Consider the following 16,073-nt stretch of genomic DNA (forward strand, 5'->3'; position numbering starts at 1 on the left):
TTTTACTTTCTTCTAATCTCGTCAGAAACAGTTAGCTTTTTTCTACCTTTGACTCTTCTACGGGCAAGAACTTTTCTTCCGTTGGCAGTTGACATTCTTTCGCGGAAGCCGTGTTTGTTTCTTCTTTTCCTTACCGATGGTTGAAATGTTCTTTTCATCGCTTTATTGTTTTAAGAATCGCTTACATTTTTTAGAAGCGCAAAGGTATCGTTTTTTAGTTTTTATACAAATAAATTCATAAAATATTTTGCTAAATTGTTTTGGTGCCTCGCTCTACATTCTATAATATTGAAACTCGAAAGGGCATTTTTAGTTACACTAATTTATTATTATGAATGGGTTTCATTTTTCATCTGTTCCATTGAACTGGAAAAGTTTGAAATGCATGCTTTATAAAAGCAGTTGGAATTTTGTGAAAATCATAGTTTTCGTTGGACTTGGTGCAGTGCTATATTCTTGTAGTTCGGGTGCAAAGAAAAAGGATAGCCCGGAAAGTAGGGTTGATATAATCCGGTTTGAGCAAAAATTATTTGGCACCGATATTTATGCCTTTCACGACACCACAAATTTGTTGTTGGCACAATATCCTGATTTTATGGCTCTGTTTTCGAGTCGGATTATCGAGATTGGCGATACGGCTTCAGAAGCTTTCAGCGATAATCTGTTGTATTTTGTTTCCGATAAGTCTATCCATCAGCTTGCAGTGCGTACAAAAGAGGTTTTTGCCGATTTTTCAATGCAGCAGCAAGGTTTAACGGAAGGGCTAGTTGCCTACCGGAAAAATTTTCCGGAAAAACCACTGCCTGTGGTGTATACCTATGTGTCAGGCTTAAATCAATCTATTGTTACCGGGCAGTCAATTTTAGGTATCAGCCTCGATAAATACCTGGGCGTTGGAGAGCCTTTGTACGAAAAGGTATATCCTCCAATTCCACTATACCTAAGGCAAACTATGCAACCTGACTTTATTGTTCCCGATGCCATTAAAGCCTGGGTTTTGTCTGACATCGATTATCAGCCTGCGAAAAAGACACTCTTAACACAAATACTTTACGAAGGGATGGCCTACTATATTACCGGTCAGTTGTTACCAGAAGTTCCCGATAGTTTATTGTGGGGTTTCACGGCGAAGCAGCTCGAGTTTTGTGCGAACAGCGAAAAAGAAATGTGGGCCTATCTGATCGATCAGAAATTGCTTTTTACAAGTGATCGTTTTCGTATCGCTCAGTTCACAAATCCGGGTCCCTTTACCAAAGATTTTATGTCTGAATCGCCTGCCAGGGCTGCCGTATGGATAGGTTACCGAATTATAGAATCCTTTATGGAACGCAATAAATCGGTGAGTCTTTCTGAGCTGGCAGGGATGAATGATTACCAGGAGATTTTAAATCAATCGAGGTACAATCCCTGATTTTTCTGCCCATGAAAAGTTCTCAAGGCGTTTACTTTGCAGTACGATTTCGCAATTCTTTTTATTGAGATCCATTTCTGACCAATCTTTTTATAATTTCATTCTATATATTAAAGCTTGAAGCATTATAAACATATTTTTTTCGATCTCGACCGTACGCTTTGGGATTTTGATTCGAATTCGGCGCAGACACTGCTTGAAATTCTCGATACTTTTGGTTTAAATACAGTAGTGAAGGATAAGCAAAAATGGATATCAGACTATCAACGCCATAATTTGTATGTTTGGAAACTCTACGAGAAGAGAGAAATAACTAAAACCGAATTGCGCATTGAGCGTTTTCGATTGTTGTTCGACGATTTTGGTATTTCGAACCAGAGTCTGATGAACGATGTCAGCGATTATTATTCGCTCATAGCGCCTACAAAAGCAATGCTCATGCCGAATGCCGTTGAAGTGCTTGCCTACCTCCGGCCACATTATAAACTGTACATCCTTTCAAATGGATTTTACAAGGTGCAGTTGCAAAAGATGGAGGCAAGCGGGATTATTGATTTTTTCGAAAATGTATTTACATCCGATCGGCTTGGGGTGGCAAAACCTGACAGGCGCATTTTCGAAGAGTCGATAAAATCGTCTAATGCGCGGAAGGACCAAAGCATTTTTGTGGGCGAAAATTTCGAAACAGATATTCGGGGAGCAAAGCTTTTCGGTATCGACCAGGTATGGTACAACCACGATCAGGTAAAAACTGAAGATGTACCTACATTTGAGATAGACAACCTTCTGGAGTTAAAGACGATTCTAAAAGTTTAACTTATAAAACTTTTACATGATGAGCCAGGAAAAATGCCGCTGCGAATGGCCCGGGCAGGATCCATTGTACCTTGCCTACCACGATTGGGAGTGGGGAGTGCCTGTTTTGGACGATACAAAACTATTCGAATTTCTGGTGCTGGAAACCTTTCAGGCCGGACTAAGCTGGATTACCATTCTGCGCAAACGCGAAAACTTCAGGATGGCACTGGATCATTTCGATTGTAAGAAGATTGCCAAATACAATCAGGATAAAATTGACCAACTACTTGGTGATAGCAGTATTGTGCGCAACAGGCTTAAGATTCTTGCTACCATTAGCAATGCTCAGGCTTTTATCAGAATTCAAAAAGAGTATGGCAGTTTTAGCCACTACATTTGGAGCTTTGTAGACGGTAAACCCATACAGAATAGTTTTAAATCGATAAAAGAACTGCCTGCCAGAACTGCTCTTTCAGATACAATTAGCCTCGATCTGAAAAAACGGGGATTTAAATTTGTGGGCTCTACCGTTGTATATGCTCATATGCAGGCCACCGGCATGGTAAACGACCATGTTATAACTTGTTTTCGATATCGAGAGATACAAGCGCTTGGGCAACACTAACGATATAGAATGTTGTTGTCGACCAGTGGTATGCGTATCTCGAAATTTTCAATCACATACTTAATTAATTCAGGGAAATAGGTCATAAACTCACTGTCGAACTGAATATAGTATTTTTTAAGTACCTCGGCAGCAAATGCAGAATTGTCCGGAAGGTGCGTCCGAAGCGACATGTTGTAAACCACGTTAATGATGCCTTCTGTGGTGCTGTAAGTATTAATCCAATCGTTTTGTATAAAAGAAGGAACAAAGTATTTTACCCTGTCTGGCAGAACAGGATAATACTTTTGTAAAACATCAAAAATATCTTCTTTGTATTGTTCAAGAGGTACAGGGCAAAACTTATCCCAATTTTTAATCAGAAAGTGGTCGTAAAATATATCGATGATAATGCCAGCCCACTTGCCGTATTGCGGGGCAATGTATTTTTTACTCTGCGCTACCACCTTGTGCGAGTCGGTAAAGGTATCGATCTGGCGGTGCAAAACCAGTCCTTTCTGTATGTTCGGAGGGTATTTCAGGTATTCACGCCCCTTTACATAATCGCCAATAAAATTCCCAATCACCACAGCCTCTTCGGTGCCAGAAAGAAATATGTGCGCCAGGTAATTCATATTCTGAAAGATAGTGAAAAACAAAAAACCATCTGCTGTATTAACAGATGGTTTTTTGTTTTAGTATGTCCGACAGGATTTTTACCTGCCCTCGTATTGTCAATTACAGGCGTGCTTTGATTTTTTTTGTCTCTTCTTCGAAACCCGGTTTCTCGAGCAAAGCAAACATTTTCTTCTTGTAAGCTTCTACACCGGGTTGGTTAAATGGGTTAATGTCCATTAGGTAACCTCCAATGCCACAGGCTTTTTCGAAGAAATAAATCAGTTGTCCAAGGTAGTATTCGTTCAGTTCGGGGAGTTCGATGCGAATATTCGGTACACCGCCATCCACATGGGCAATCTGGGTACCAAGTTCAGCCATTTTATTTACATAATCGATATTCTTTCCAGTCAGGAAGTTCAGACTGTCGAGATTATCCTTGTCGGCCGGAATGGTGAGTTTGTATTTGGTTTTTGCTATCGATATCACTGTTTCGAACAAGTGGCGTTCGCCTTCTTGAATATACTGACCCATGGAGTGAAGATCAGCCGTGAAGTCTACACTGCCGGGGAATATTCCCAGGTTGTCTTTTCCATCGCTTTCGCCATAAAGCTGTTTCCACCATTCGGCCAGGTAATGCAATTTATTTTCGAAGTTGGCTAGAATCTCAATTTTTTTACCCGAATTATAAAGTGCAATACGCGCTGCTGCATACTGACAGGCAAGGTTTTGTTCGAAATCTTTCGATGAGTGACAGTTTTTTTCCATCTCAACAGCTCCCTTTACCAATGACTTAACATCAAAACCAGCAATGGCCAGCGGAACCAGTCCAACAGGCGTCAGCACCGAATAGCGGCCACCCACATCGTCGGGTATCACATAGGTTTTATAACCTTCCTGAGTTGCAAGTGTTCGAAGTGCGCCTTTACTTTCATCCGTTACGGCAATAATTAATTCCCTGGCCTTTTGAACACCCACTTTTGCCTCGAGGTGATTCTTAATAATTCTGAATGCAATGGCAGGCTCAGTTGTGGTGCCCGATTTGGAAATAACCACTACACCATATGGCCTCTGGTCTAGTAACTGAAGCAATTCAACCAGATAATCTTCGCCGATGTTTTGACCGGCAAAAACGATGGCTGGCTTGCCTTTCTGGTTTTTCATCGCAGCAAAGGTATCGGTAAGTGCCTCAGCAATAGCCTTGGTGCCTAAAAATGAACCACCTATGCCAATTACTACCAGCACTTCAATCTGGCTTTGCAACTTTTTAGCAGTATCTTCTATATCTTTTAATTCGGAAGCGGTAATGGATGAGGGCAGGTTAACCCAACCCAGAAAATCATTTCCTTTACCTGTTTTGTTTTCAAGGGCCTTGTTGGCCGCATTGGCTTTTTCTTTTAAGCCGGTGATTTCAGATTTATCTACAAATCCGAAAACTTTTTCAATGTTCAGTTTGATAGTATCCATTCGATAAATTAGTTATTTTAATTTTTCAGTGAGTAGTTGAATCTCAATAGCCGGAGAAACTTTGTTCTGCAGAATATTATAGACAGCCGAAGTGATTGGCATTTTTACCTTATGCTGTTCATTGATCTGACTGATACAGTTTACCGCGTTGACTCCTTCCGCCACCATGTTCATTTCGAGCTGGGCCGATTTTACCGAATAGCCCTTGCCAATCATATTGCCAAAGGTCCTGTTTCGGCTGAATTGAGAGTAACAGGTAACAAGTAGGTCGCCCAGATAGGGTGAAGTATTAATTTTTCGTTTGCTTGGATAAGTTTTATCCAGAAAGCGTTTAATCTCTTGGATGGCGTTTGATATAAGCACAGCCTGAAAATTATCGCCATAGCCCAATCCGTGACAAATACCTGCAGCAATGGCTATGATGTTCTTTAGTACTGCAGCATACTCAGTGCCATAAATGTCGGACGATGTTTTGGCATGGAGGTAATGGCAACTGATACGCTCAGCCATGTAATTGGCATCAGCAGGATTTTTCGACGAAACAGTTAAATAGGAGAGGCGTTCCAAAGCTATTTCCTCGGCATGACAGGGCCCCGAAATGATACCAACCTTGCTGAAAGGTACATTGTAATGCTTATTAAAAAATTCGGTAACGGTTAGGTTATGGTGAGGAACAATACCTTTAACGGCCGAAAAAATAAATTTCTTTGTGTAGTCGCCATAATATTTTATAAAGGTTTCTTCGATAAAAGTAGCAGGCACAGCCACTATAATTATATCAGAATCTTCTATGGCTTCGTTAATCTTGTTGTAAAAATTTATGGCGCTAATGTCGAACTGGATAGAGCTCAGGTAATTTGGGTTGTGACGGTATTTCTTAATCTGCTCGATAACTTCTTCGCGGCGGATGTACCAGTTTATTTTCTGATTGTTGTTTTGCAGCAGCTTGACAAGGGCTGTAGCCCAACTACCTCCTCCAATGACACAAATCTGCCTCGATGGCTCCATTTTTTTCTTGGTTTAAGACGACAAAAATACGATTCATTCCCATACCTGCTGCATGTTTTTTATTCAAAATGCCATTTGAAGGTAGAATTCGTAGTCAGAGGAGAAATATTTACTTGAATGAAGAAATACTCAGGAGGTTTTTGTATCAGGGTTTTCGCGCGTTACAAGTGCATAATAGTTGTTTTCGAGCGCCAGGTATCCTTGTTCGTAGCAGAAATAATAGGTGTTACCGCTTTTGGTGGTGTAAATATTCGTAAAGTAATTAAAATCGAATCCATTGCGGCTTAGTTGCGACTTATGAACCTTTGTTTTACCGTTTGGATTCAGGTCCTCCAGAATTTTTCGGTTTTTGCGCAGTATAGCATTTATTTCCCGCACATAGCCTGTGCTATAACCTTTAGCTTGATTGTTAAAGGTATTCCGGCATTGGTCGGAGCAGAATTTTTTATCGATTCGTCCTGTGAGTGCATCGCCACAAACGGGGCAGTTTCTTTTTTCATTCATCCTGAACGTATTGCCATTTTTCAAAAATACGTTTCGTTGCAATAAAATCCAATAGCTGAATGATTCGGGAGTTAGTTTATTCCCAACTTATTGGCAAGTAATTTTCGTATTTTGTAAAGATTTCGGCTAATTACTTCTGCGGAACCGGAGCGGGTCATGCTGTCAATTTTCTTTTGTGCATCGGGCGGGATGATGAGTAATTTATGCTCCAGGACAAATTGCTGGTAGGTGTATTCCGCAAGCTCATGTACAGAAATGGATTCTTTTATTTCGAAATTTTCCAGATTGGCATGCTTCTGAAATTCAGTCACCACATCGGCCGGGCAGAGCACAGAAACCTGCACATCTTTATCTTCAAGTTCACTGGCCAAAGATTGAGAAAAACTTAGTACGAATGATTTTGTGGCTGCATAGACCGCGATATAGGGGCCAGGCATCCAGGCTGCCATGGATGAGATATTCAGAATTGCTGAAGGAGTATTATTCTTTAAATTGGGTAAAAGCCGATGCGTGAGGCTTATCACCGCTTTAATGTTTAAATCGAGTAAATGGTTGTTTTTGACCGGATCGGATTGTTCGAAAAGGCTAAAATGCCCCACACCTGCATTGTTTACGAGGTAGTTGATCTGAAGCGAATGCGTACGAATAAAATCAAATAATTTTTCGATTTCAACCTCACTGGTCAGGTCGCAAGGAAAATACAATGCCTGAATATTGAATGAATTAATTAATTGAGCGCAACTCTCTTTCAACCTCGCTTCTCGCCTTGCTACAAGCAACAGGTTATGGCCATTGCGGGCAAATACTTTGGCCAATTCGTATCCGATTCCACTGGATGCACCAGTAATTAGAGTGTAGTTAGGCATGCTGACGAACAGGGAATTGTACTAGCGGTAAAAGGATTCTCCTTCATAGAATTCGCCCGTATAGTAGATAATGTTCCGGTCCACTTTTACGTTCATCTCAATAAGGTCACGGTAAATATCAAAGCTGTTTACCAGTTCGTTCGAGAAGAATTTCTTTTCACCGTTCTGAATAATCCAGATTCTTTGACTGTTATCGAGGTATGCAATAGTGTTCCAGTCAATTTTATAAACCGAGGGTACCCAGGCTTCCATTTCCAGTGCCTGCATGTTGTGCCAGATCATAAAACGTCCGTTTTGCACATAGGCTAAGCTGTAATCTTCGCACAGGTAACCATCGGGTGGTATAGTACTGATGGTGGTTACTTCGCCATTCGAGAAGTATTTAAATTCTCCCATCTGGTCGACAAAGGCAACAAAGCCATCGCCCATATTAAACGATTGAGGATTGAAATCGCTGAGGGTATAGATTTCGCCCTTGTAAAAGGCTTTAAAAACCTGGTCGAGCGGGTCGATATAGGCAACTACATCTTTTCCGGCTTTGAATTTAATGTCTGCTACATTTTTTATGAGAGTAGTCACTTCGCCCTGGTACCAGACCTTAAAGTCTTTCGTGCGGCTCGATACATAGGCTACAATATTGTCTCCGGCTGCAAATTTCTCTACTGGCACCCCAATCATTCCGGACTCAATATCCTGCACCTGACCGTGATAAAACACCCTTAATGATTCCTTGTTTTTATCGTAAAAAGCCACCAGACTATCTTGCACCCGGTAAATTGGGCATCTTGAACTTAGTTCAATCACTTCGCCATTTTGCACTGTTTTAAGTTTTTCGAAGATATTGTATACGATCAAATGGTCTGTGGCATGCAGGTCCTGAAGGTTCACGCCTCCCAGTTCGAGCTGGCTTAGCTGTCCATCGGCATAAAGCATCAGTTTTCCGGCACTGTTGATGTACAGAACACCTTCGCCGCCAACCATGTAAGCCTGGGGCCTTAAATCTTCAATTTTGGTGCTTTTGCCTTTTTCAAACACCCAAAACTTGTCCATGTAATCGGTATAAGCTCTATAATGTTGTGCATTGCAAAAGAGCGAGGGAATAGTTGCTAACACTAAAAGTGAAAAGCGGAAACGCTGAGCTTTCATATTAAATGGTTTTTAGTAATAATTGCGTGGAACTTACAAAATCTACACCAATTCAAGTTTGATAAGAAATTCCCTGATTCTTGCAGGCTATCAAAAAAAGTTAAGACGACAAAAAAAGCCCGTTACTCCTATGTAACGGGCTTTTGATAAACAATATTTTAATAGTTCGAGGCGACAGATTTATCCGAGTCAAACTGTTTCATTATTTGCGAAGTCTGGAATTGGAAGGATAGAGATACATAAACCAGCTGGCTGCTTTCGTATTTAGTCAAATCCGACACCGCTTGTCCTGGAGTAGTTGCATTTTTGTATACGTCGTAATCGTGGTTCAGGAAGTTGTCGAGGTAATATTTCATTTTCAGGTTTATTCCACCCGGAAACTGGGCACCAATAAATGCTGAAGGCTGCAGAGTGTTGAGCTGGTTGGGCCACCAGGTAGTGGTTTTTGTTTTCGATCCATCGCGACTGTGCTGGTCCCACCATTTTTCTTTCATGTGGAAAGCCCATTCAATTTCTCCACCTCCATAAATGTACAGGTGGTTACTGAATGAACCTAGTTTTACGGCAAGCGGAAGACCTAAGGAATAGGTCCTGCGGATTATTTTTGCATTGAAGTAATCATCAGAAGTTGCGGCAGTCTCATAGTTTTTAGGTAAAAATTCATCTGAGATCATACCAATGTTTCGGATTGCAAGGCCGGTAAAAAATCCTAGGTTGTCGTTTAAATCGAGGTGCCAGAACTGTTGTACGTGGAAGAAAACAGTAAAACGAACCGGATAATCCGAAATTTTAGCAAGGGGAAAGCGGGCCATAAAATCTTTTGATAAGGGTGTTTCACCCCAGGAGAAAATCATCTCCCCAGCCGATGTGGAATAGGTATCCGTCTGGGCGTTCAGTTGAAAGAAGGTGGTTGAGCATGCAAGTAGGCACGCCAGGAATACAATTCTTTTCATATTTTTAGTATTTGCGGGTAAGAAATATTGGTTTCTGTTCAATTAGAGTTTAAAGATAGGACGATATTTTTTTTTATTAGTTACTGCATCTAGTAAAAATACAACCGAAAACTGAAAATACTTAATTATAACGAGTTCGGATTGTCGTCTAAACTATATTTTTCGTTAGTTTATTCGTGAAACTTAAATTTCATCCGTTCACGAAATGAAATTTTATAGTCGAATCCCGATTTAAATCGGGACTGAAAGCGGTGCACGGGTAAATACCCCGCCTCTTCTGGCGAATAAAATAAAATCCTTTACAGATACCCCGTCAGCTTGCTGCGGGGAGCTTCATTTCACAGGCGAATTAATATCAACGCACAAACAGAAATGAAGACTGATTTATATCATCAATTTTCAGTAATCAACATCATGCCTGTAAGCTGGGAAAAGGAGGAGATTACGGGTATCTTTGGAGTTACCAAACCAAGCTATCCAACCTCATGTTAGACATTAAATACAATATCAAGGGGTTAGTTTCGAGCATTTACGAATGCCAGAAGCGTATTATCCTTAACCGCCGGTTCATGCGCGAACTGGAGATTGAGAGCCAAAGTACCACTCACCTCGAAGAGGAAAATAAGCTTCTCGAAGAAAAAATCAGAGAATACCAAAGAGAGCTTAAAAAGAAATACATGTTTTCTTATTGATGGGTTTTTGAAGAACATGTAAGGGCTGAAGCAGTGTTGTTTCAGCCCTTACTGTTTTATGCCCAATCGATTTAAATATGAATCACTTCGCCATAGGCTGCAGCAGCAGCTTCCATAATCGCTTCAGACATGGTAGGGTGCGGGTGAATGGCTTTGATGAGTTCATGACCTGTTGTTTCCAATTTTTTTGCCACTACCAGTTCAGCAATCATTTCTGTTACATTCAACCCTATTAAATGCGCACCAAGCAGTTCGCCATATTTCGAATCGAAAATGAGTTTCACAAAACCATCTTTGTTGCCTGCTGCACTTGCTTTTCCGGAGGCGCTAAAGGGAAACTTGCCGATTTTTATTTCATGGCCTGATTCTTTGGCTTGTTTTTCTGTCATACCCACTGACGCAACCTCCGGAACAGTGTAGGTGCAACCAGGTATGTTGGAGTAGTTAATGGCTTCGGGCTTCAGGCCTGCAATGGCTTCCACACATGTAATGCCTTCGGCTGAGGCCACATGGGCAAGAGCCGGACCCGAAACAATATCGCCAATGGCATAGATGCCTTCTACATTGGTGCGGTAATAAGCATCTACTTTTACCTTTCCGTTTTCAATTGAAATTCCCATTTCTTCAAGCCCTATACCTTCGATATTGGGTGCAATGCCCACAGCCGATAATACGATGTCGGCTTCGACTTCTTCAGTTCCTTTCGGGGTTTTAATGCTTACTTTGCATTTTTTGCCTTTGCTGTCGACAGATTCCACGGTGCTGCCTGTCATTACAGTCATGCCAGCTTTTTTAAAGCTGCGCTCAAGGGTTTTCGATACTTCTTCGTCTTCGAGGGGAACAATGTTGGGCATATATTCTACCAACGTCACCTTGGTGCCGATGGTGTTGTAAAAGTAGGCAAACTCGCTACCTATAGCTCCGGAACCTACCACTAGCATGCTCTCAGGTTGTTTCTTCAAAACCATCGCCTGGCGGTAGCCAATAATCTTTTCGCCATCGATGGGCAGATTGGGCAATTGTCTGGAGCGTGCTCCTGTGGCCAGAATAATATGTTTGGCTTTGTATTGCTCTGTTTTTCCTTTCTCGTCGGTAACACTTACAGTGGCCTTGGCAGTAATTTTTCCGGTACCCTGAAGGTGGTCGATTTTATTCTTCTTTAGCAGGAATTGAATTCCCTTGCTCATACCTCCTGCCACTTCGCGGCTTCGCGATACCATTTTTTCGAAATCGGCTTTGGCTTCACCTTTAATGCTTATGCCATAATCGGCAGCATGCTGCAGGTATTCAAAAACCTGCGCACTTTTCAGAAGCGATTTGGTGGGGATGCAACCCCAGTTGAGGCATACGCCACCTAATTCGGCTTTTTCAACTACCGCCGTTTTGAAACCCAGTTGTGCTGCCCTTATGGCGGTTACATATCCTCCGGGACCACTGCCAATGATGATTACATCGTATTCCATGTATAGTGTATATATTAATTAAACATCAGTTAAAACATAAGTATCAAGAAAAACCATTTTACACGAAAAACCTATGACTAAACAAAGATTTTCTAAAATGGTTTGGCTTCAGCTTATTTTTGGTTATGGTGAAGAACATGAAAAAATACATCCTGCATAGTATGCCTGCACGCTTTGACACCTATTCAGCAGACAATCCGTTTGATCCAAGAAACCGGAAATACTGATCGAGTAATTCCGAGGCTGCCACAAATGAACTCATCTCACCCTGCAAAACTTTTTGTGTTAGCTGCTCCATTTGCGCCAATATTTGCGGGTTGGAATAAAAGCTGTTTTTTAGCTTTTCCTCAATGGTTTCGTACATCCAATATTTATTCTGGTCGTTCCTTCTGTTTTCGAAATAGCCATTCTGGATGGTAAAGGTCCGGTATTCGGTTATTTTATCCCAAATAGCATCGATGCCAACATTTTGCAATGCCGAACAGGTTATTACATCAGGTTTCCAGCCCGATTCGGATTTAGGGAACAGGTGCAGGGCATTCAGGTATTCTAGCCTGGCAATACCGGCTTTGTGGGCGTTGTTGCCATCGGCTTTGGTAATGGCAATGAGGTCGGCCATTTCCATGATGCCTCTTTTGATTCCCTGCAACTCATCGCCAGCACCGGCGAGCATGAGCAACAGAAAAAAGTCGACCATGGAATGCACGGCAATTTCGGACTGGCCCACCCCCACGGTTTCTATTACAATGATGTCGAATCCGGCCGCTTCGCATAAAAAAATTGTTTCTCGAGTTTTTCGGGCCACACCGCCCAATGAACCTGCCGAGGGTGAAGGCCGGATAAATGCATTTTTATCGTTTGCGAGTAATTCCATGCGGGTTTTATCGCCCAATATGCTTCCTTTCGTTCGCTCACTGCTGGGGTCTATGGCCAATACAGCCACCTTATGGCCTTTGTGCGTTAAGGCTTTTCCAAACGATTCGATAAAAGTGCTTTTTCCCACACCGGGCACACCGGTAATGCCAATTCGTACCGAATTGCCTGCCGCCGGTAGGCAAATTTTCAGAATTTGCTGTGCTTGCTGCTGATGGCTTGCCAGGTTACTTTCTATAAGGGTTATTGCGCGACTTAGCTGGGTAATGTCTCCATTCATTAGCTCCCGGGCAATGGTTTCGGCGGTGGGTTTTGATTTCTTTAGCCTACGCAGTTGCTCTACTGCATTAGAATGCGTGGAAGGTGGCTGAGGAACTCCTTCGGCAACCGATAAGGCGCTTTTATGGCTTTTTGGGTGTTTCATGCTTGTGCTGCAAAGATAGGACAGGCTTTGCATTATTGAGGACTGATTTACAAACAAAGCGAATAGGGGTTTTAAAAAGTATTCAGTAAACTCGTTTGAAAATCAATACCATCAGGGAGTACAAGGCTTTTTACCAACTATTTTTGGCATCATTACCAAAATCAGAAAAAGTATTAATCAGAACTGTACGGCATCTCATTTCATCGGTAAATAAATCTCTTTAAAACTTCAAACTCAGTCCATACCGCAAATTGGCATATTTGGCATAACCATATTCGGCATAAAAACCAAGGTGCCTGAAGGGATAAAATGCCAAGCCGCCATATATACCGTACTCTGCATAATCTTTCTTTGTGTTGATACCGCCCTCCGGCTCGAATAAATGGATACCCCCATATTGCAGGGAGGCGTACACATCGATTCTTGATTTTTCTTTTTGTATAAAAAACGGCAGGATATGTATATTTGAATTTAGACCATACATTAAAGAATGACTATTCTCATAGGAAATAGTACGGGCATTCCCAAGGCTATCAAAATCATGTGGTATATAGGTTTGGTAAAAACTGTATCCAATATAAAGACCTGCATCAATGTATCTGTTAATTCTATAATTAGAAGAAAGACGAATATTACCCACTTCATTGATATCCATCGGATCATTGTCATGCTTTGTAGAGATAAAAACAAAATCGGTATCACGGTACTTCGAATAAGCAAGCATAAGTTTTACTTTCTCATTTGAAGACTTTTCTTGTGCTGAAATGTTAATTACAGTTAGAACTAGAACAATAAACACTAATAGGGTTTTGAATTTTAAGGGATTAATTTTCATAAAAAAGCCATTTTAAAAAGTTATTTTGTTGATCAGGATTTTGTTTTTTGTTTCTGTGGTAATCGCCATTGAAATATACCTTGTAGGATACCGATGGTAGGATAGGCAAAAAGCTTATCTGGTAGAGCGATAAGGGTTTATAGTCATTGGAGTAATCAGGAGGCAACATTTCGCCTCCGGCATTGGTGTTATAGTAATAGTAATACGGGTTTTGCCTGTTATAGGCGTTATACACCGAAAATGTCCATACGGCCTGGTTTCCCCTGTCGGTTTTAGTGGAGTAATTAAACGAAATATCGAGCCGGTGATAGGGTTTTAACCGCCCGCTGTTGCGTGCGCCATAGATAAGGGCTTCATAGATATCGGAATGATAATAGGCATCGTAACCCGAAGCGGAAGTATATTGCCTGCCAACCGCAGGTGTATAAGGTATGCCCGATTGATAGATCCATGCCAGGTTTACCTGCCATTTTTCATTCAGTTGGTGAATAATTCCTGTGGAGAAACTATGAGGCCGGTCGAAATCGAATAAAAATTCATTCCCCTTATTGATATTGCCATACTCCCGGGTGGTATGCGACCAGGTATAACTCAAAAATCCTGTCCAGTTTCCGTAATTCTTTCGGCCAAAAACCTCCAGTCCTTCTGATTTGCCTTTGCCTCCTGTTTCAATTTTCGATTTCCAGTTCGGATCACCCATAATGGTCGAATATCCTTCTTTATAGGTTGCCAGATTGGCCATGTTTTTATAATACAAGTTAAATTCCACACTATAAGCCCCTTCAGAAAGGTTTGCCTGCCAGCCAATTGTATACTGGTCGGCATAAGAAGGCTGAATGGTTTGGTCGGAAGGAATCCAGATTTCGTTGTTGTTGATACTTCCTGGCGTAAACAACAGATGCGAATATTGATACACCCTCATAAAACTCAGGTTGACAGAATGGGTAGTGTTCAACCCAAAGTTCAGAAGAATACGCGGTTCAACGTGAAAGGCTGTATAGTTGCTGGTTGCGTAATTGTTGAGCCTGAGACCTACATTGGCATAAGATCTTTCGAGAAATTTAAAATGGTTTTCGACAAAAACACTCGATTGAAGGGCATTGATTGGCTCTGCATTCTGCTGCTGTTGGTTGCTCTGGGTAGTTTGGTTTGGTAAATTAACAAGGTAAGATGAATGCAAGCCAAATTCAAGCGAGTAGTTTCTTGCCACATTGTATTTCCAATCGGAGAACAAAGAAAAATCTTTTATAGAGGAGAGAAATTCTTTTGTATAATCATACTCGCCCTCACCTGTTTTAGTAATAAACTCCTGTGAGTTTTTAAGCCTGTAACGCGTTACAGAAAGGCTGTTTGCTGACCGTAATTTACCCGAAAAGATTGTATTCCATTTTGCCGATAGCAGCCAATTACCCCAAATATAGCCTGTGGTTCTTTTTTCACCCTCTTGCAGTTCGCTGCTCTTCATTTTGTAATGAAGGTAATCATCGCCCTGGTATAAATTGAGGTGCACACTATTTTTTGTATTCGGTTTCCAGCTATACTTTGCATTGATATCGTGAAAACCATAAAATAAGGTATAATAGTTTCCATCGGCTACCTGCGTTAACAATGCCGAAAATAGCCCCAGAAAAGAAGTTCGGCCTGTAACAATAAAGGTCGATTTCTTTTTTATGGGCCCTTCGATGCTGAATGACAAATCGGTAATACCAATACTAAATGAACCTTTTAAGCCCGATGCACTTCCTTCGCGCTGGGCAATATCTACAATGGAAGAAAGTTTGCCTCCATATTTTGCCGGAAACCCTCCTTTGTACACATTCACATTGTTGATCATATCGGGGTTAAAAACCGAGGTAAAACCACCCAGATGGTTGACATAAATTAACGGAGTATTGTCTATCAGATATTGGTTCTGCCCGGGATCGCCGCCACGAACCAATAATAGACTGGAACCTTCGTTAGTGGTTTGAATACCAGGCAACAATTGAATAGTTTTTAGCACATCGGGCTGGGAGCCTAAGGATGGAAGAAATTGTAACTCTTTAATCGAAAGGCTGGAAACATTCGGAATCTGTGCTTTTGGGGCATTCACGATCACTTCTTCCAACAGGTTATCAGATGTTAGCTCAACCTGTATAATTGTATCTGTTATTGATTCAGTTTTAATTATTAAACGATTATACCCGACATAAACCACCTCTAAACAAGCATTGTTTGCGACTATGATAGAAAAGTAGCCGTTATTGTCGGTGATGGTTGCATGGTGTGTGCCTTGCTCAAGAATATGGCTACCCACCAGCAATTCGCCTGTGCCTTTATCCTTTACAAACCCCGAAACCCTGACCTGTGAATGCAGAAAAAGATTGTGCAGGACAATAAAACCTAAAAGAGTAACTGTTTTCCTAAACCCCATA

General features: G+C 41.3%; 16 protein-coding genes. 4 read left to right on the forward strand and 12 right to left on the reverse strand.

The window, feature by feature from the left end; genetic code table 11:
- Positions 1 to 2: 2 nt before the first annotated feature.
- Entirely contained in the window at positions 3 to 158 is a 156-nt protein-coding gene (rpmH, locus tag IPM71_10880; protein QQS50097.1) for a 50S ribosomal protein L34, read from the reverse strand.
- A gap of 254 nt (positions 159 to 412) precedes the next feature.
- Here rpmH and IPM71_10885 point away from each other — a divergent pair, with 254 nt between their 5' ends.
- From IPM71_10885 to IPM71_10895, 3 genes are all read left to right on the forward strand, one after another.
- Positions 413 to 1,411: a hypothetical protein gene (locus tag IPM71_10885; GenBank protein QQS50098.1), complete on the forward strand. Its 999-nt coding sequence runs from the start codon at positions 413 to 415 to the stop codon at positions 1,409 to 1,411.
- 117 nt (positions 1,412 to 1,528) lie between these two features.
- Positions 1,529 to 2,227, forward strand: coding sequence for a noncanonical pyrimidine nucleotidase, YjjG family (locus IPM71_10890; GenBank protein ID QQS50099.1), 699 nt, complete (start codon positions 1,529 to 1,531; stop codon positions 2,225 to 2,227).
- Between the two features lie 19 nt (positions 2,228 to 2,246).
- On the forward strand, positions 2,247 to 2,834 hold the full coding sequence (locus IPM71_10895; GenBank protein QQS52823.1) for a DNA-3-methyladenine glycosylase I: 588 nt from the start codon (positions 2,247 to 2,249) through the stop codon (positions 2,832 to 2,834).
- Here the strand turns inward: IPM71_10895 and IPM71_10900 are convergent.
- From IPM71_10900 to IPM71_10930, 7 genes are all read right to left on the reverse strand, one after another.
- Complete coding sequence (locus IPM71_10900) at positions 2,831 to 3,448, reverse strand: DUF479 domain-containing protein (GenBank protein QQS50100.1); 618 nt, start codon at positions 3,446 to 3,448, stop codon at positions 2,831 to 2,833. The two genes, IPM71_10895 and IPM71_10900, sit on opposite strands and share 4 nt — an antisense overlap.
- Positions 3,449 to 3,551: 103 nt before the next feature.
- Entirely contained in the window at positions 3,552 to 4,895 is a 1,344-nt protein-coding gene (locus IPM71_10905; GenBank protein ID QQS50101.1) for a glucose-6-phosphate isomerase, read from the reverse strand.
- Positions 4,896 to 4,907: 12 nt separating this feature from the next.
- A complete protein-coding gene (locus IPM71_10910; GenBank protein QQS50102.1) occupies positions 4,908 to 5,903 on the reverse strand; it encodes an NAD(P)H-dependent glycerol-3-phosphate dehydrogenase in 996 nt (331 codons plus the stop codon).
- Between the two features lie 129 nt (positions 5,904 to 6,032).
- A complete protein-coding gene (locus tag IPM71_10915; protein QQS50103.1) occupies positions 6,033 to 6,407 on the reverse strand; it encodes a DUF2116 family Zn-ribbon domain-containing protein in 375 nt (124 codons plus the stop codon).
- 71 nt (positions 6,408 to 6,478) lie between these two features.
- Positions 6,479 to 7,273, reverse strand: a complete 795-nt coding sequence (locus tag IPM71_10920; protein QQS50104.1) for an SDR family oxidoreductase — start codon at positions 7,271 to 7,273, stop codon at positions 6,479 to 6,481.
- 21 nt (positions 7,274 to 7,294) lie between these two features.
- Positions 7,295 to 8,419: a hypothetical protein gene (locus IPM71_10925; GenBank protein QQS50105.1), complete on the reverse strand. Its 1,125-nt coding sequence runs from the start codon at positions 8,417 to 8,419 to the stop codon at positions 7,295 to 7,297.
- Positions 8,420 to 8,577: 158 nt separating this feature from the next.
- On the reverse strand, positions 8,578 to 9,372 hold the full coding sequence (locus tag IPM71_10930; protein QQS50106.1) for a hypothetical protein: 795 nt from the start codon (positions 9,370 to 9,372) through the stop codon (positions 8,578 to 8,580).
- 485 nt (positions 9,373 to 9,857) lie between these two features.
- Between IPM71_10930 and IPM71_10935 the strand changes: the two genes are divergently transcribed.
- The gene (locus IPM71_10935; GenBank protein ID QQS50107.1) at positions 9,858 to 10,064 is read left to right on the forward strand and encodes a hypothetical protein; all 207 of its coding nucleotides are present in this window, start codon (positions 9,858 to 9,860) and stop codon (positions 10,062 to 10,064) included.
- Positions 10,065 to 10,135: 71 nt separating this feature from the next.
- On the opposite strand, the gene lpdA is transcribed toward IPM71_10935, so the two are convergent.
- The 4 genes from lpdA to IPM71_10955 all read right to left on the reverse strand — a co-directional run bounded on the left by lpdA (position 10,136) and on the right by IPM71_10955 (position 16,072).
- Positions 10,136 to 11,527, reverse strand: coding sequence for a dihydrolipoyl dehydrogenase (lpdA, locus tag IPM71_10940; GenBank protein ID QQS50108.1), 1,392 nt, complete (start codon positions 11,525 to 11,527; stop codon positions 10,136 to 10,138).
- Between the two features lie 181 nt (positions 11,528 to 11,708).
- Positions 11,709 to 12,824, reverse strand: coding sequence for a methylmalonyl Co-A mutase-associated GTPase MeaB (meaB, locus tag IPM71_10945; protein QQS50109.1), 1,116 nt, complete (start codon positions 12,822 to 12,824; stop codon positions 11,709 to 11,711).
- A gap of 220 nt (positions 12,825 to 13,044) precedes the next feature.
- A complete protein-coding gene (locus tag IPM71_10950; GenBank protein QQS50110.1) occupies positions 13,045 to 13,659 on the reverse strand; it encodes a hypothetical protein in 615 nt (204 codons plus the stop codon).
- Positions 13,649 to 16,072, reverse strand: a complete 2,424-nt coding sequence (locus IPM71_10955; GenBank protein ID QQS50111.1) for a carboxypeptidase-like regulatory domain-containing protein — start codon at positions 16,070 to 16,072, stop codon at positions 13,649 to 13,651. Before IPM71_10955 ends, IPM71_10950 begins: the two co-directional genes overlap by 11 nt.
- Between the last annotated feature and the right edge of the window lies 1 nt (position 16,073).

Source organism: Bacteroidota bacterium (genome assembly GCA_016699695.1).
Taxonomy (GTDB): Bacteria; Bacteroidota; Bacteroidia; order Bacteroidales; family UBA10428; genus UBA10428.

Coding starts and splice junctions, on each gene's coding strand:
- IPM71_10915 (QQS50103.1), bottom strand. CDS start 6,407: ATGAATGAAAAAAGAAACTGCCCCGTTTGTGGCGATGCACTCACAGGA.
- IPM71_10955 (QQS50111.1), bottom strand. CDS start 16,072: ATGGGGTTTAGGAAAACAGTTACTCTTTTAGGTTTTATTGTCCTGCAC.
- IPM71_10910 (QQS50102.1), bottom strand. CDS start 5,903: ATGGAGCCATCGAGGCAGATTTGTGTCATTGGAGGAGGTAGTTGGGCT.
- IPM71_10935 (QQS50107.1), top strand. CDS start 9,858: ATGTTAGACATTAAATACAATATCAAGGGGTTAGTTTCGAGCATTTAC.
- IPM71_10950 (QQS50110.1), bottom strand. CDS start 13,659: ATGAAAATTAATCCCTTAAAATTCAAAACCCTATTAGTGTTTATTGTT.
- IPM71_10900 (QQS50100.1), bottom strand. CDS start 3,448: ATGAATTACCTGGCGCACATATTTCTTTCTGGCACCGAAGAGGCTGTG.
- rpmH (QQS50097.1), bottom strand. CDS start 158: ATGAAAAGAACATTTCAACCATCGGTAAGGAAAAGAAGAAACAAACAC.
- IPM71_10920 (QQS50104.1), bottom strand. CDS start 7,273: ATGCCTAACTACACTCTAATTACTGGTGCATCCAGTGGAATCGGATAC.
- lpdA (QQS50108.1), bottom strand. CDS start 11,527: ATGGAATACGATGTAATCATCATTGGCAGTGGTCCCGGAGGATATGTA.
- IPM71_10930 (QQS50106.1), bottom strand. CDS start 9,372: ATGAAAAGAATTGTATTCCTGGCGTGCCTACTTGCATGCTCAACCACC.
- IPM71_10905 (QQS50101.1), bottom strand. CDS start 4,895: ATGGATACTATCAAACTGAACATTGAAAAAGTTTTCGGATTTGTAGAT.
- IPM71_10895 (QQS52823.1), top strand. CDS start 2,247: ATGAGCCAGGAAAAATGCCGCTGCGAATGGCCCGGGCAGGATCCATTG.
- IPM71_10925 (QQS50105.1), bottom strand. CDS start 8,419: ATGAAAGCTCAGCGTTTCCGCTTTTCACTTTTAGTGTTAGCAACTATT.
- meaB (QQS50109.1), bottom strand. CDS start 12,824: ATGAAACACCCAAAAAGCCATAAAAGCGCCTTATCGGTTGCCGAAGGA.